This window comes from Paenibacillus sp. J22P90, assembly GCF_059692195.1.
Genome location: NZ_JCAUAY010000013.1, coordinates 1 through 16029, shown reverse-complemented (window position 1 = coordinate 16029; position 16029 = coordinate 1). Strand labels below are relative to the sequence as shown.

13 protein-coding genes are annotated in these 16029 nt (G+C 44.2%); all 13 read right to left on the bottom strand.

Annotated features, from left to right (window positions below):
* Positions 1 to 162: 162 nt before the first annotated feature.
* The gene (locus tag AC58UX_RS29115; RefSeq protein ID WP_497259329.1) at positions 163 to 1599 is read right to left on the bottom strand and encodes a PAS domain S-box protein; all 1437 of its coding nucleotides are present in this window, start codon (positions 1597 to 1599) and stop codon (positions 163 to 165) included.
* A gap of 180 nt (positions 1600 to 1779) precedes the next feature.
* On the bottom strand, positions 1780 to 3315 hold the full coding sequence (locus tag AC58UX_RS29110) for an extracellular solute-binding protein (RefSeq protein WP_497259327.1): 1536 nt from the start codon (positions 3313 to 3315) through the stop codon (positions 1780 to 1782).
* 76 nt (positions 3316 to 3391) lie between these two features.
* Positions 3392 to 4273, bottom strand: a complete 882-nt coding sequence (locus AC58UX_RS29105) for a carbohydrate ABC transporter permease (RefSeq protein ID WP_497259325.1) — start codon at positions 4271 to 4273, stop codon at positions 3392 to 3394.
* A gap of 13 nt (positions 4274 to 4286) precedes the next feature.
* Entirely contained in the window at positions 4287 to 5252 is a 966-nt protein-coding gene (locus AC58UX_RS29100) for an ABC transporter permease (RefSeq protein ID WP_497259323.1), read from the bottom strand.
* 91 nt (positions 5253 to 5343) lie between these two features.
* Positions 5344 to 7143 carry a cache domain-containing sensor histidine kinase gene (locus AC58UX_RS29095; RefSeq protein WP_497259321.1) on the bottom strand — a complete coding sequence of 600 codons (1800 nt, stop codon included), beginning with the start codon at positions 7141 to 7143 and terminating at the stop codon, positions 5344 to 5346.
* 48 nt (positions 7144 to 7191) lie between these two features.
* Positions 7192 to 8808, bottom strand: coding sequence for a response regulator (locus AC58UX_RS29090; protein ID WP_497259319.1), 1617 nt, complete (start codon positions 8806 to 8808; stop codon positions 7192 to 7194).
* A 271-nt stretch (positions 8809 to 9079) separates the two neighbouring features.
* Positions 9080 to 10465: an FAD-dependent oxidoreductase gene (locus tag AC58UX_RS29085; RefSeq protein ID WP_497259317.1), complete on the bottom strand. Its 1386-nt coding sequence runs from the start codon at positions 10463 to 10465 to the stop codon at positions 9080 to 9082.
* A gap of 150 nt (positions 10466 to 10615) precedes the next feature.
* On the bottom strand, positions 10616 to 11560 hold the full coding sequence (locus AC58UX_RS29080; RefSeq protein WP_497259315.1) for an ABC transporter permease: 945 nt from the start codon (positions 11558 to 11560) through the stop codon (positions 10616 to 10618).
* A complete protein-coding gene (locus tag AC58UX_RS29075) occupies positions 11553 to 12491 on the bottom strand; it encodes an ABC transporter ATP-binding protein (protein ID WP_497259313.1) in 939 nt (312 codons plus the stop codon). The genes AC58UX_RS29080 and AC58UX_RS29075 overlap by 8 nt, the downstream gene beginning before the upstream one ends.
* A gap of 162 nt (positions 12492 to 12653) precedes the next feature.
* Positions 12654 to 12908, bottom strand: coding sequence for a MerR family transcriptional regulator (locus tag AC58UX_RS29070; RefSeq protein ID WP_497259311.1), 255 nt, complete (start codon positions 12906 to 12908; stop codon positions 12654 to 12656).
* Between the two features lie 14 nt (positions 12909 to 12922).
* Positions 12923 to 13564 carry a GOLPH3/VPS74 family protein gene (locus tag AC58UX_RS29065; protein ID WP_497259309.1) on the bottom strand — a complete coding sequence of 214 codons (642 nt, stop codon included), beginning with the start codon at positions 13562 to 13564 and terminating at the stop codon, positions 12923 to 12925.
* A gap of 201 nt (positions 13565 to 13765) precedes the next feature.
* Positions 13766 to 14677 (bottom strand): zinc metalloprotease, encoded by a 912-nt coding sequence (locus AC58UX_RS29060; protein ID WP_497259307.1) that lies wholly within the window; start codon positions 14675 to 14677, stop codon positions 13766 to 13768.
* 173 nt (positions 14678 to 14850) lie between these two features.
* The coding region (locus AC58UX_RS29055) for an S-layer homology domain-containing protein (RefSeq protein WP_497259305.1) at positions 14851 to 16029 on the bottom strand (1179 nt) is incomplete at its 5' end.

Genomic DNA, 16029 nt, shown 5'->3' with positions numbered 1-16029 from the left:
CCACTCCTTTCATGATTACACCTTATGCGATAAAAAAGCGAAATGCTTGCAAGTTGGGCCCGCTTGGTACTGCAAGAAGCAAAAAGCCCACGCCTGAATCGGCATGAGCTTTAGCCTTATAACTTTCAATAGGTTGACGCTTTTCAACCTGGATTTTCGTGGCTATTTAACGATAGGCAAAACAACTTCAACCATCGTCCCTTGCCCAACTTCACTTTCGATTCGCATAGTCCCATTATGATTTTGGATGATCCTCATTGAAACCATTAGTCCTAACCCTGTTCCTGTTTCTTTTGTAGTAAAAAAAGGATTTCCAATTTTGGTTATTTCATCTTGGGGGATTCCATACCCTTTGTCATTAATTCGAATGTAAATGCTATCGTTCAATTGCTTGGCTTGTATTATCACTTCTCCGCCTTTAGGCATGGATTCGATGGCATTCTTTAAAATATTAATAAATACTTGATTGATACTGCGTTGACACTGAATGGATGATAAATTAGCATCTAACTCTAGTTTTATTTGGACGTTATATAAGTTTGCTTGTCCTTCAAATAATCTTGTAACGTGACTTAAAATATGCACCACGTTCCTTAACTCAAATGCCTCATTTGAAGGCTTAGCTAACACTAAAAGCTCACTTACAATTTCATTGATTCGATCAATTTCGGATAACATGACTTCATTTCGTAATTTCTTTGTACCATCCATATCCTCTTTCACATACAGTTGCATAAATCCTCGTAAACTCGTCAAAGGATTTCTAATTTCATGTGCGATCCCAGCTGCAAGCTCGCCAACTAAGGAAAGTTTCTCTGATCTGCGGATTAATTCTTCAGAATGGATCCGTTCTGTTATATCACGCCCCATACTGATGACATGTTGTACATCTCCAGCAGAATTTCTAATTTTTTTAGTGTGTGATTCTTGCCATATATAATGACCACTTTTATGCCGAAGCCGATAAATATGTATTCTGCTATCCGAATTATCAATATTGCCTTTCCTTAACCAACCCCCCTTCAAATCTTCTGGATGCCAATAATCATAGGCGTAGTTTCCGATAAGTTCATCTGGATCATATCCGAGTTGCTGGCGGACAGCTGGCGAGGCATATGTGATAATTCCATCTGGAGTTAGACGTAAAATAACGTCCTGTGAATGCTCAGAAATAAGATTATGTAATTCTTCAACTCTCTTGAACTCTTCTTCCTTCTTTTTTTGTTCTGTTATATCTACAATTTGGGAAATAAATATGTCATTCCGATTTATTCCCTGTTTGTTCCTTTCTGCAGTTACATTTAGAAGACCGCATACGATAGTCCCCGATTTATGGAAATACCTTTTTTCTGCTTGATAACCATCTATTTCACCTTGTACTAATTTACCCCATCTTTCCAAACCTGCTTCTAAATCTTCAGGATGGCTGACAGATGAAACACCAACATTAATTAATTCACTTTCGCTATATCCTAACATTGTGCAAAATGATGGATTCGTTCTTATATACCTTCCGTCAGAAGATATCAAAGCCATTCCAATTGAAGATTTCTCAAATGTAGGTAAAAAAAGATTATAGTCATTGAAATGAGATAACATCCGATCCTCCGTTTAGAGCAGTAGTAATAATATTGATTAACCTCATTATGGCATTATAACGCAATTTTCAGTTGTTCGTATAAATCATTTTTCCCAATACATAGAAAAGCTGCATAGAATTATATTCTACGCAGCCTCTCCATTACCTCTCATTATTCAGTTTGCAGAGATGATGTCCTCTTATTTGCGAGCAGTCGCGTACCAGGTATTGATCTCGTCGTAGCTTGTTTGGCCTCCGGCTTTTTTGAATTTATCCGTGAATGCATCGAATCCTGAAAGCGGTTCCCCGCCGACGATGATTTTAACGGCATAATCATTGACCATTTGGTTGAGCTGTGCGTTTTCCTTGGAGTAATTCGGGAAGTAAGGCGCTAATCCAAGCGGGTTCTGCTTGAACACTTCCGGCTTCTGCAGCTTGTTCAGAAACTCCCAGCCTTTGTAGAGGCGATCATCTTTACGGACACGAGCCTGCCAGTAGATTGGATATTTGGTTTCGTCGATGCCGGTCAAATAGTTGCTGGCCGTACCGCGCTCGTCATTGAAAATCGGCAAAATCGGGTAATAATTTCCGTCTTTAACCGTATGGTGCTTGCCCTCTTCACCGATCGCCATGTTTTTAAACGTATTTACTTCCAGCTTGGCGTCCATCCATTTGATCGCATCTTCCGGATGTTTAGAAGCTTTCGGAATAAACGTCAGTCTGTCGAACCCGGATGACTGTGCCAGACCTGCCTGACCGTTTTTGCCTGTCAGCGCAGGAATGTATGCATAAGTGGCATCAGGCAAGTTTTTCTTAAGTGCATCGTCGATAGTGGGAATGTCGGCCCAATGTAACACGATGACCCCCGCCTTGCCGTTCGTAAACTTCTCTTTCACGGTTGCATCCTTGTTAATAGCAAATTCCTGATCAAGCAGCCCTTGCTTATAAAGATCGGTCATATAGGTCAAATATTCCTTAAACGCAGGATTCATCGCACGGGGGATCAGCTTGCCATTAACATCGTTCCAATCGTTCACCATGCCGAAGGCGCCGACGAGGTTGTCGACCAATGGATTGTCGCCCTTAATAGACATCGGAATATTTTTGGCTCCGTTACCACCAGGATCCTTCTCCTTGAACGCCTTGAGCACAACCAGCAGCTCATCAAGTGTTGTCGGGACTTTCAGTCCCAGCTTATCCAACCAATCCTTGCGAATCATTAGGCTCGTGCCAACCGATTCGAGGGTTCGCGTCGGAATCGCATAGATTTTACCGTCGACTTTGGCCATCTCCAGCGACTCTTTGGACAATGATGCTTTGATGTTTTTACCATACTTCTCAATGAGCGGAGTTAGATCGACTAACGCACCCTTCTTGGCATAATCAGCATAGATTGCTTTGGAACTGCTGTCCCCAGCAGTCGAGACGATGTCATAAGGTTCGGAGGAAGCAATCAGCAGATTGAGTTTGTCCTCCGGTTTATCGACTGGAAGCGCCTCGTAATTGACTTTGTACCCGGTCTTCTCTTCCAGCATTGCAGCAATCGGGTCCTTAGCAAAGTTAGGGGCCAATCGCATAAGCGCTTTCAGTTCAGGCTTGGGGCCGGCAGTTGCTGGCTGTGCAGACGGCGCCGAGGAGCTGGAGCTTTTCTCACCTTCGCTGTTCGAGCCGCAAGCAGACAGAAGCATCAAGCTGACCGCTACAGGAAGCGCGACCCATTTCATCGTTTTCTTCATCTTTTAAACCCTCCTATAATTGAAGTGCGATTTATCATTAAGCAGCGGGATGGATTCCGCCAGCGTTAATGCAACATTAACCTTTGACGGAACCAATCAAGACACCCTTAATAAAGTACTTCTGAAGAAACGGATATACGAGAAGGATGGGCACCGTAGATGCCACGACTGTAGCAGCCCGAATACTTTCTGGCGACATATTCATCAGGTCATCTGCTGATTTATTGAGTGCGTTGGCCGTATCGTTTTCCATCACGATATCTCTTAGATGAAGTTGAAGCGTTTTCAACAACGGATCACTAATATAAAGCATCGGACTGAAATAATCGTTCCAGAAGCCTACCGCATAGAACAAAGCGATTGCTGCGAGCACAGGCATGCTCAGCGGAAGAATGATACGGAACAGAATCATATACGTCTTCGCCCCGTCTATTCTCGCCGATTCTTCAAGCGCTTCGGGAAGCCCTTCGTAATAACTCTTGATCACCAGCATGTTGAACACACTGATCATGGCCGGGAGAATGAGCGACCATAGATTGTTTAGCAGGTGCAGCTCGCGGATCAACAGATAATTCGGAATGAGTCCTCCATTGAACAGCATAGTGAAGATGAACAATATCATGATTCCGGACATTCCGGGCAATTGCCGCTTAGACAGCGGATAAGCCGTGATGGCTGTAACTAAGATGCTAAGTAATGTCCCAACTGCTGTTACGATGACCGAAATGACAAATGCCCGGCCAAATGCGTAGGAAGTGGCGACTTTTACGAGTGTGTCGAGCTGGAAGCCAATCGGCAACAGGTTCACCCGCCCCGAAACAAGTGCCCAGTCCGAGCTGACGGATTTGGAAAATACATGGATCATGGGCAGTAAGGTAATCAGTCCTAACACGATCATGAAGCCGTAGACGAAAATATTTAATACCCAGTCGCTGAACGTTCTTTTACGGATATACATGCTTAGCCCCTCCTTACCAGATCCCGCGGTTCAGCAGTTTTTTGCTGAGCGAGTTGCCGGAGATGACGAGAATAAAGCCGACGACCGAATTGAAAAGGCCGACCGCAGTGCTGAAGCTGTAATCCATCTTGCCAAGACCCATTCGGTAAACAAAGGTACCAATAACGTCGCCGGATGCGTAGACGGTAGGGTTATACATCGTCAGGATCTGTTCAGTGCCCGCATCCAGTACCATGCCAATGCGAAGAATGAGCATGAGGATAATCGTCGGCACAATGCCGGGTAGTGAGATATGCCACATCTGCTGGAGGCGATTCGCTCCGTCTATCGAAGCCGCCTCATATTGCTCTTGTTCTACACTAGCGAGAGCGGCGATGAAGATGATCGCATTCCAGCCAATCTCCTTCCAGCCTGCCGTGAACACGAGGACGCTTCGAAATACGTGATTGTCCATAAAAAACCTGATCGGTTCGCCACCGAGCCAGCGAATGACGGCATTGACCAGTCCATCGGAAGGAGACAAGATTGTCATAAACAAGCCGGAGATGATGACCCAGGACAAGAAGTGAGGCATGTAGATAATTGTCTGGATGGTCCGTTTGAACGCTGAGAAACGAATCTCGTTCAACAGCAAGGCGATAAGGATTGGTATCGGAAACAGCAGCACAATCTTGTATACACTGATAAGCAGCGTATTCGTGAACACTTGCATGAATTCTGCCGACTGCATGAGCTTTCGAAACTGCTCAAGTCCGACCCACTCGCTTCCTGTGATCCCATCAAAAATATTGTAGTCCTGAAACGCGATTAAGACGCCATACATGGGTGTGTATTTAAACAGCACCAGTAATAACATCCCAGGCACCAGCAGCAAGTAAGTGTCGCTGTTTCGCCGCACTCGTCGCCATGGGCCTTCACGTTTGCGCGAAACCTTGACCTCTCCTGCCTTTCCATTCCATTGTGTGGTAAGCTCGCTCATATTGTAGTTGCACCTCCTGCACTTATGGCTTCATTGTACCTGCAGGATGATGCGGTATGTAGTGGGCAATCCAACACTTTCTAGGCGTATCCTACTTAATTATTTCCTCTCTCATCGCCTTAAGACGAACGATCACCACAGTGCCTTCGCCTAGACGGGAATGGACCGACAGTCCATATTCGTAGCCTGCCAACAGCTTAATTCGCTCGTTCACATTATAAAGTCCGTATGAGCTGCCACTTCCTTCGGCATGCATCAAAGGGCGGGATGCTGACAAGAGACTGGAAGCCAGGTGCTCGTCCATTCCGATCCCATTATCTTTGATCGTAATCTCAAGCACCTCACCGCTCTGCTCCGCGCGAATGCTGATGATACCGGTTTTACCCTTGTTCTTGCGGATACCATGGAGCAGCGCATTTTCGACGATGGGTTGCAGTGTGAGCTTTGGAATGACGCACCTGCTCGCCTCTGGATCCGCTTCAATCACGAACTCGAAGGTGGACGGGAAGCGATTTTGCTGAATCTCCAAATAGACTTTCGCGAGCTCTAATTCATCCGCTACGCACACATAATCCTTTCCCTTGTTAAGGCTGAGCCGAAAATAGTCAGACAGACTTTCAATCATATGACTGATATCGTCGGCATCACGAGAGATCGCTAACCAGTTGATCGTATCTAGCGTATTGTAGAGAAAGTGCGGATTGATCTGTGCTTGCAGCGCGCGAAGCTCAGCCTCCCGCTCCATCATTTTCGATCGGTAGGCTTCCTCCATTAATGCTTTCACCCGATGCACCAAGTGATCGACGACGCGTTGCAGTAAATAAAAATCACTTCCCTTATTTGTACGTGGCTCTTCCAACCCATCGACACCTTCCGTGCGGATCGTCTTGAAGACCGATTGGATTCGACGATTCATGCCATTAATAATAAATGCCATTAACATAAACACGAGAACCAAAAACATAATTGTCATACCGGCAATCGTTGCGATTCCGGACCACTGACTTAACGTGGTCGCGCGTTCCGTCAAGCCAGTTTTGGGTACTTCCAACACAAGCCGCCAATCCGCAGCTTTGATGGGGGCACGCATCTCGAACAAGTCCACACCGTTATCAGAGCGTTCGCGGATTCCTTCATCTGTGCTCGCGAGCGCAGCTTTTGTGCCGATCAAGAATGGCTCCGCGCTATAAATGATAGTTTCATTGCGATCCACTATATAAACACGGCTTTGTGCAGGAAAATCAAGCTCGGAAATGACATCTGTGACTATACTCTCGGGGACGTCCAGCATAAGCACACCTAGCGTCTGATCGAAATTTCGCGGGTGTCTCAGAATGCGCGCACTGGAAATAATCCTTGCCGGCCCCGAGTCCAGATAGTTTTCTTCGTAGATTCCCGTCCATACGATGCTGCCGCCTGCGTTCAAGATCTCTTCATGCCAAGGGCGTTCTTTCAAGTTCTCTAGCGGAAATAGATTCAATAAATCGAAGCCGTATAGATTCATTGGATCCGTAAACACACGTGCCCTTACAATGTCGGGTGCCGTTTGAACCGATTCGAGCAAATTGCGCAGCTCCTTCGACTGGGCGATGCGCTCGATGATCGGATTAGCGGGATCCAGATTTTCATACAGCTTATGATTCATGAATATCGTATTGGATGAGTTCTGAACATAGTTGAGCCGTGAGTTTAAATTACTACCTGCCTGTTTCAACGTCTGCTGCATGGTCTGGGTCACCTCCTCCTGCAAAATACGGGAGGATTGTTCATAATAGACGAACAGCATGATGCACGCAGGCAAGAAAATCAGCATTCCGTAGACGAGCATCCACCTCCTGGCCGCCACAACACCTTCCCACAAATTGGTGGCAAGGCTCATTCTTTTTCGCATGACCCCTCTCACTGGATCAACTCCCTTTTCATGGCAACGTTCCTGCTCCTATTGCAGATCCCGGTAAGCACTTGGCGTAAGTCCGGTCATCTTCTTGAACAACTTGCTGAAGTAGCTTGGATCCGTATAGCCGACCAGTTCGCACACTTCATAAAACTTGATGTGGGGATCACGCAGCAGTTCCTTCGCTTTCGCGATACGTACCTTCATCAAATATTCGTAAATCGTCTCGCCTGTTTCCTGTTTGAACAGTAAACTGACGTAGGTTTGGCTGAGGTAAACGCTTGCCGCAATCTCTGCAATGGACAAGTTCTTGGCATAATTCTCGGATATTAACTTCTGAATGTGTTCGATCACATTACTTGATCTACCGTTCCGCTTCTCCTGAATCCAGAAGCAAATATCATATAGGTAATCGCTTACAGAGCTTTTCAGTTCAGCCATCGTTTCCAGCTTCAGGAGCCGATCCAGCATCCAAGCTTCCTGCTCTTCCTTTTCGGGAGCAAGCAGGTTAAGGTCAAGAAGCAACCTGCCGGCGATAGCGATCATTTGCAGCCCTACCTGTCGACCGTATTTCAAGCCGTCCTTACGAATTCCCGCCAGCGGCTCGAGGATGCTTTCCATTTCCAGCTCCAATCGTTGCTTCTCTCCTGATTTCAGCACAGACACAAGTCGCTCAATTTGGTTGGCATCGAACCGGATTGGGCTGGCAGCTTCCATTTCTAGACTGTCCATCGTGATCACTTGATTCTTCCCCATATACCACTTTTGGTCTGCCGCGTCGCGGGCATGCCGAAAGGACGCTGGAAGCATACGGATATTGTCCGCACGTTCACCTACCCCAATCGTTACGCTTATCTGAAGCCAGCGCTGTAGATTGTCGCGGATAGCTTCAGCCAGCGAAAGAAGCGTAGCCTCTGGGTCTTTTATTTGATCGTCAAGCACTAGCAGTCCAACGTATTCAGCAACTCTGTTTTCAAATGCATACCCGTGCAGGTGCTGATTGATCAGTTCTTGAACGACGTTCAAGAGCGAGAAAGACACCAGCTGCTTGTCCCTCTCCGAACGGCTATCGAGCACCTCTTTCGAATCGTCAATGGTTATAACGAGTACGAGATATGGGGATTCGAGCGGCAGTTCCAGATTGAGAAACGCTGCTCTTTCCCGCAGCATATCCGGCTTTACATTCCCGTCTTGGATTAGCGCCATCAGAAATTTCTCCCTCAGCAATGGCATGCTCTGCGTCAATTTGACTTCCATATCTTTTAGCCGTTGCCGCTCCTTTTCTTCTGTACGCAAGTCCTGCACAACACCTTCAATGACCTTTTGGAGCTCAGTTCGTTTAACAGGTTTGAAAATATAATCAGCCGCATGAACCTGCAAGGCTGAACGTAAAAGGTTTGCTTCATTATGGCCGCTGATAAATACGATTTTCGTCTCAGGGAGCCGCTCTCGAATTTCCCTCGACATTTGGATGCCGTCCATAACTGGCATCATCACATCCGTCAGCACGATATCGGGCTTCACTCGCTCGATCAGCTCCAGTCCCGTGTCTCCATCGTCCGCTGTTCCAGCGAGAACAATCCCATAGTTGCTCCACTCGACGAATTTGCTAAGTCCTCCTCGGACGGCAGGCTCATCATCAACAATGACCAGTTTATACATAATTCCTGTCTCCTTATCAGAAAATGACGTAACGAAATTGTCCCTTCAATTATAAGAGTTTTTGGGAACAAGCTGTAGGGGGAATCCTACTATTTCTAGGCTAATGTGACTGACTATTTTATCTTTTTTAAAAGCCCGTACCTTAAGAAGAAAAAACTGACAGCCCTCCTGTTGAAAATGTATAGCAAAAAAAGACCAGTCACACACCTCATTCCTCATTAGGGTGTTTTGAACTGGTCTTTCTTCCTATTTCTAGACACATTATGATGCTCTATCGCGTCATTTGCTTACTTAGCACTTCTTGCGGCAGATAGGCATCATGCTCTCTCAGGGTGGTTATTAGTTGCTCCGTATCCAGCTCACAGGCGGTTTGTCCCGTACGAATCGTTTGTACAGCAGCAGTTCCGGCAGCCTGTCCCATCATAGCACAAGCAGGCTGAACTCGAATGGAGCCATGGACCTGCACATCACTGGAGACGCATCGCCCGGCCACCCATAGATTGCGCCAGCCTTTCGGCACCAGTACGCCATATGGAATACCGAAGCATTCGCCAGGGCTTAAGCGGCCAGCTTTTTCAAACTCATCATAATAGCGCTTGTATTCTTCTTCGGAGTTGTTATAGGGATGAATATCGATGGACTTGTTAAAGAGTCCGATCTGGTCCGGAAATTGGCGACGAGCAAAATAATCTTTCACATTCAGCTCATACTCACCTACGATTCGACGCGATTCCCTGATCCCGAGTAGCGAGGCGGTCGTAACGTGCTCGATATGCTCAAAGCCAGGAACATATTTTTTATAAAAGTCCATGTATTCCCTTGCAAGTCTACGCCCCAGCATCACGCCGTCCGTTAAATCCTTGCAGCGAAGTGCATTTAAGTTAAAAAGATGCCCCCCGTTCAAATAGCCAACGGTATGATTGACCTTCGCCATCCCCGGCAAATGACGATCCGGCTGTGAGAAATGACTGTCTCGAAGCGCAATTTGCAGCATCTCCTGCTGAATTTCATACGACCTTCCCTTCGTGCGATCCCAATCAATGTTAGAGAACAGAGAAGCCAGCGTCGCAGGCATAATGCCCGGTGTATCCCGTCCGGCTTCCACACAAGCAGCGCCGCACAAATCCGCTAGTACGGCATCACCCGTGCTGTCAATAAAGGTTTTGGCACGAACATATGTGAAGCCTTCAATGTTATGTAAGACGACACCTTGCACAACACCAGTTGCAGAATTCGCTTCCGCATCGACGACTTTCGTAAAAAAGCGGACCTCCACACCGGCATCTACGGCAAGCTCATCCAAGACCAACTTATAGCCCTCGACTTGGAAGGCGGTCCATTTGTGATAATTTTTCCGCCAGCTGTTCGGATCGATGTCAGGACGTAAAAGTCCCCGTCGATACAACGTTTCAACGACTTCTTTCATAAAACCGCCGACCAGCATGCGCGTACCGTTCGCCATTGGGTCGAAAGCCGTTACCAAGCCGGAAGTACCCATTCCACCTAAGCAGCCAGTGCCTTCTACAAGAAGTACCTTGGCGCCTAATCTTGAGGCACTGATAGCCGCTGCCGCTCCGGCAGGCCCGCCTCCTGCCACAACGAGGTCATAGTATTCCTCCGTGATAGGAATGTTGCGATGAAATGAATACGTTTCCATAAGTGTTACTGCTCCCTTCTTTATCTCGCCTACTATTCTCTTCTATCGTTAAGTATAGGTTAACTTGAACTCTCCTTATAGTTTAATATTTGTTTAACTATTCATAAGAAAGAGCCGCGCAATTGCGCGGCTCTTTCAACAAAGCTCAGCTTAAGCTGCCACGTCTCTACGCGTGAACATAAGCCAAGAAATCAGATTAAAGGCAAGAAAGTAAACCGCAAGCATTCCGATGGAGAATGACAGCGTCATTCCGTCTTGATAAGGTCTCCCACTTAGATATTGGGTGAGATCGGTATTTGCAAATAATAGGTACCTGCTCCAATCGAACCGATGCAGCGCCTCCAATAGAATATTGCCTCCAAAAAGGGCGACAATGGAGAACCCAATGGCCATAATGCTGCTGCGAAAAGCGGACGAGATCATAAAGGCCATAGTAACATAGAGAATCGTAGATACCCCGTTTAACATATATGTTTTCCACAAGTTAAGAACCATGTTTTTCTCGACGATAAATCCATCATAGGTCACTTCGATTAATGGTAGATTCAGATCTCCAAGGCCGAATAAGATACCGTTGACCGTGACAGATACGACAAAAAGCGTGAGTAACAAAAGCAGGCCGAACATCAAGGAAGAGATATATTTGGCTATAAGGATTTTAAGGCGATTAGCCGGTCGGATGAGCAGCAACTTAATCGTGCCAGTTGAAAATTCGCCTGCCAGGCTGTCTCCCGCTATGATGATTGTGAACACGGTAATCACGAGCACCATAGACGCCGAACCGTTTATGCCATCCCACATCGTACCATCTGGAGTGGGAATATTTTTCTCAAGGTGATAGTCGATGAGGGCGAGACGTTGTAGATTATAAGTGCGGCTTTCTTCAGATATCTCTGGTTTAGTCAAGAGTTCGTTTCGGTGCACTTTCTCCTGCTGCAATTCCATTTGCCAGCTTTCACTTTGCACTTCTCTTCGATCAGAATGCCACTCTATAATATTGACAAAAAGCACCAATGCGATCATAAATCCGACCAGAATCCATGTTCTCGTCCTTCGATAGATCTTCATATTTTCATTGCGCACCAGATTAACCAATCTGCTCCCTCCCTGTACCCGTAATTTCTAAGAAACGATCTTCCAGTGACAGACGAACCAGCTGTATACCATAGACTCGAATACGGTGCTGCATCAACGCAGACAGCATGTCCGGAACGCTTTCCCGTTCGGTCGTGACTTCTATAAGACCTTCCTCAAGGAGCTTAACCCCCTGGATTCCTTCCATTTGCCCCAACACTTCCAATGCTTGTTCGGTCGGCTGAGCTTCAATCCGATACGTTGGTGTCTGCTCGGCATCCTGTGTAAAATGTTGGATCGGCTTCACGTCGATTAGCTTGCCCTGCTGCAGAATGGCAACTCGGTCGCACATGAGCTCCATCTCGGATAACAGATGGCTGGAAACGATAATGGTGATTCCTTCAAAGCGGGTCAACTGCCTCAAATAATCACGGAGTTCCCGAATTCCTGCCGGGTCCAAACCGTTCGTAGGTTCATCTAGAATCAACAAGGATGGTCGATGCAGCAACGCCTGAGCTACCCCCAGACGCTGACGCATGCCGAGAGAGTACTTTTTGACTTTGTCGTGAATACGGTTCTCTAGTCGGACCAGCTTAACCACTTCGTCGATTCTTTCCTTCGTCACCCCTGGCACCATGCGGGCGTAATGAACAAGATTCAAGTACCCGCTCAAATACTTGTACATTTCAGGATTTTCAACGATTGCACCGACATGTCGGATTGCTTGCTCGAATTCGGTTTTAATATTTTTCCCTTTGATCAGAATCTGACCCTTGGTTGTCGACATCAGGCCGACGATCATCCGGATAGTCGTAGTTTTACCGGCACCGTTCGGGCCAAGAAAGCCGAAAATTTCCCCTTGTGGCACATCAAATGTAAGATTGTCGATGACTGTGGTTCGGCCGATACGTTTTGTCACATTTTGCAAACTGATGATAGGTTCGTTACTCATACACGGCCTCCTTCCTTTACTCAGTGATAGTTTTTAACATGTACACATTAGTTAATGGCAGATTGAATTTAACATAAAATTTATTGATTTTCAATATATAATTATTGTTACATCGAATTTTAAATCCAAATAAACCACCCCATTTTAAGGAGTGGTTCATAATTATAATTTTTCTTTAATTTGTTTTATAGTCAATCCTTCTACTTCTTTCATTACGCGAATTTCCTCGAGTCGCTTTAATGCTAATTCACGCGGGTATCTTCTTGTCAGTCTTGTATCCTCTTGTTCAAATGAGATCATGTCCTCTTCTGTGTAATATTTAATGGTACTGTAGCGAACTCCAGATAGTTCAACCAACTCACTGATACTCACATACTCTGATGATAAAATCTTGTCTAAGCTTCTTTTTCTCCCCATAATTTTCTCCTAAGCTATAAGCCAGATTCTATATTTGAGATCGCTGTATGAACCGTTCTAATTTTTTTATAAATGTCCTCTTTACGTAATATCTCTAGCTTATGCTTTAACGTTTTTTGTTCATATTCAGAAAAGTAATCTTTTAACATACTTTTATTATCTAAAAATAACACCAAGGCTACTGTATGTTCGTCTACATTCCCTTGTTCTAATAACTCAGCTCGAATTTTTTCTACGATGTGGTTCCTAGTATTTGCTATATCCGAATATTTTTTCATTGGAACAACAAATAAAACTTCCGTATTTTCGATTTCTAGAACTCCTTTTTCTACAAGGCTTTCTATAACCATTTTATATATTTCTCTTTGTTTATAATAGTAAAAGTAAGATACCCACTGTTTTAGCTTCTTTGGTTTTTCAGCCTTTATTATTTCGAGTAATCTGTCCAAATATTTTTCGCCTGTGGGTGCTGAGTTAGAAATTCTGATCGTATCATCGGCGTCAAATGTAAGGTTGCCATTAATAGAAAGTTCCACTATACAAGCAATGACCGAATACAAGGCAACATGCATTCGAAAAATAGATTTTATTTTATTGGTTTCACTATCTAAGGCAAGTAGGACAAATTCTTGGGGAATTGATAAATTTTTCAACATGGTCGTATCATCCTTTCGAAGATTTTTTACTTACTACTGACTACTTAATACTTAATACTTACTACTTACTACTTACTACTTACTACTTACTACTTACTACTTACTACTTACTACTTATAATATTATACACAATTTAAAAAGTCAAAGCGTATATGAAAAAAACCGCCTTCGACGTGAAGTCGAAAAGCGGTTACTCTGTATTTATTCTTCATGGTGGTCTTTACACTTACATTTACACTTTCTATACGGATCAGGATTAAGTTTAAACTTTAGATTAAGTTTGTCTGGACCAATTTCCCTAATAAGTTTAGATATTCCCTTATTAATTTTTCTAACCTTCTCAGTTTCAATCGGAGGACTTGGCCTGTCACAGCATGGGCACTCTGGTACTTTTTCGCATGAATAACAATGTTCGCCGCCACTTGCTAATGACCCTGATGCGCTAATGCTCACTGTTGCTGCTCCGGTGCTCAAACTGTTCTCCAGAACGATTTTGCTCTGACCTGCTACATTACACTGTGCTCCATTAATAAAGGGGTTACTCGATGGAACAAAAGGATACATGAGATTCCCTGGACTGTCGTTATGATCATTTCCAGGGTTTGAAGGGTCGCTGATCGTAAAGCTATTGGAGCTGTTGCTTGTGAAACGGCCGAATAACACGTGCCCGGCTTCATGCGCGAATAAATAAGAATCAGCCGCACCGTCCGTCAATACAGCTTGACCATATATGCCATAATCAGTCGTACTATTAAAGAATGTAATTTGTGGTCCGCCATTTCCAACTGCACCGGAGGTTAGGGATTGTCCACTTAAATAAACGATATAAATCGCCGTCGCATTGTTGTTAACCGTCCTAGCTTGCATAATAAGTGACTGAACTCGTTCATCATTTACATTTGAAACCGTATTCGCAGGAATCGTTACATCTGAGATGTAATATTCTCTCAAAGAAACAAAGTTAATATTACAGCGGACACCCGGAAAAAAACCACTCCCCCATGCTGCAGTTGCACGATCGAGATCACTTTGCACTCTAGCTCTGCGCATCTCAAACGTATCGCTAGATCTTGCTCCTCTAGTAAAAATGCTAACTACGGATACTGTTGCCATTGCCTATCTCCTCCTAGTATTCTAGTGACACTAACTACTATAGGAGATGCAAGTTTATATGAAATTGTGTGGACAAATTAAGGGGGATAATCGTTCATTTTAGAAGAAAGAAGCATGCTAGAATGTGTTCATATAAAATAAAAAATCCGCGATTTACGCGGATCATTTTCGAACTATATGCTTGTTTGTATATCAATATTTTCTTGATACGCAACATCAATATTGTCCGCACCTAATGCTTTTATCAACTCTGATTGGAAAGTTTCTGAAACTTCCCCTTTAATTACTACTTTATTTGTAAAAACATCGATATAGAGTTCAAATCTGTGTGATTTAAAATGATTGTCAAGCATTTGCAGTGCTTGTTCTTGAATCTTAGTCAAATCATTCATGCTATTCTTCACTTTTTTGAAGCTAACACCCTCACCCATCAACTGTTTTAAGTTCTTTTCAAGTAATAATGTTTTATCATTTTCTACTTTAAAAGCATAAACATATTGAATGGTGTCTACCTTATTCCCATGATCTAAATAGTAATAACCAATTTCATTGAGATCGTTATTCGTAAATAATCTCCATCTTATTTCATCCATTTTTGTATCATATTTCTTTTCAAAGTCATAAACAAGCTTCAAATCATCTGATATTAAGTCCCTGACCCAGTCATATTTTTCTTCGATAGAAGGACTTGCTTGTAGTGAATTCAATTGTTTTTTCAATCGCTGAATAAACGTAATCGCTTCCGTGCGAGTTACTGCATCGCTCTTTTGAAAACCGTAAATGCTTTTATCAGTCTTGCCTTCGGAAAGTCCAAGATCAAGCAGGTATTGGATGGAATCATCCATATTGTAGTTTTTACCAGAAGCGTTCGCAAGATATTGCGCAACCATTCCCCTATTTAAATAGATAGAACTTGCATGTCCGCCTAAAGATGAAGGTGTAACAACTTTCCATCCCATTTTATTGGCATATCGAATATAGGGTACCGACCATTCTCCCGTTTCTGACGTTGGATCAAAATCAGTAGGCTGATATGCGCGGTTTAGCATTGCAATAAATTCTGCCTGTTCGACGTTTTGATTTGGCTTAAATGTAAGATCAGGATATCCATCAACAACGTTATTTTCGATAGCCCATTGAATATTCGAATATCCCCAAAAACTGGCCGTTACATCTTTAAATGTACTAGCGGCTGCTTGAATTGTAGTCAAGTTTGTGCTGAGTAACGCGGCAGACAATATTGATATGCTCCCCTTACGGTAGACAGGTGAAATAATAAAACCTGTTGCTGTAAGGGGAGCTTTTTCATGTTTAAAAAATATGGAGCTGCGGAAAAACTCATTATCCTTAAT

Excerpts from the sequence above, each read along its gene's own strand:
- AC58UX_RS29115 (WP_497259329.1), bottom strand. The coding sequence starts at position 1,599 with ATGTTATCTCATTTCAATGACTATAATCTTTTTTTACCTACATTTGAG.
- AC58UX_RS29110 (WP_497259327.1), bottom strand. The coding sequence starts at position 3,315 with ATGAAGAAAACGATGAAATGGGTCGCGCTTCCTGTAGCGGTCAGCTTG.
- AC58UX_RS29105 (WP_497259325.1), bottom strand. The coding sequence starts at position 4,273 with ATGTATATCCGTAAAAGAACGTTCAGCGACTGGGTATTAAATATTTTC.
- AC58UX_RS29100 (WP_497259323.1), bottom strand. The coding sequence starts at position 5,252 with ATGAGCGAGCTTACCACACAATGGAATGGAAAGGCAGGAGAGGTCAAG.
- AC58UX_RS29095 (WP_497259321.1), bottom strand. The coding sequence starts at position 7,143 with ATGCGAAAAAGAATGAGCCTTGCCACCAATTTGTGGGAAGGTGTTGTG.
- AC58UX_RS29090 (WP_497259319.1), bottom strand. The coding sequence starts at position 8,808 with ATGTATAAACTGGTCATTGTTGATGATGAGCCTGCCGTCCGAGGAGGA.
- AC58UX_RS29085 (WP_497259317.1), bottom strand. The coding sequence starts at position 10,465 with ATGGAAACGTATTCATTTCATCGCAACATTCCTATCACGGAGGAATAC.
- AC58UX_RS29075 (WP_497259313.1), bottom strand. The coding sequence starts at position 12,491 with ATGAGTAACGAACCTATCATCAGTTTGCAAAATGTGACAAAACGTATC.
- AC58UX_RS29070 (WP_497259311.1), bottom strand. The coding sequence starts at position 12,908 with ATGGGGAGAAAAAGAAGCTTAGACAAGATTTTATCATCAGAGTATGTG.
- AC58UX_RS29065 (WP_497259309.1), bottom strand. The coding sequence starts at position 13,564 with ATGTTGAAAAATTTATCAATTCCCCAAGAATTTGTCCTACTTGCCTTA.
- AC58UX_RS29060 (WP_497259307.1), bottom strand. The coding sequence starts at position 14,677 with ATGGCAACAGTATCCGTAGTTAGCATTTTTACTAGAGGAGCAAGATCT.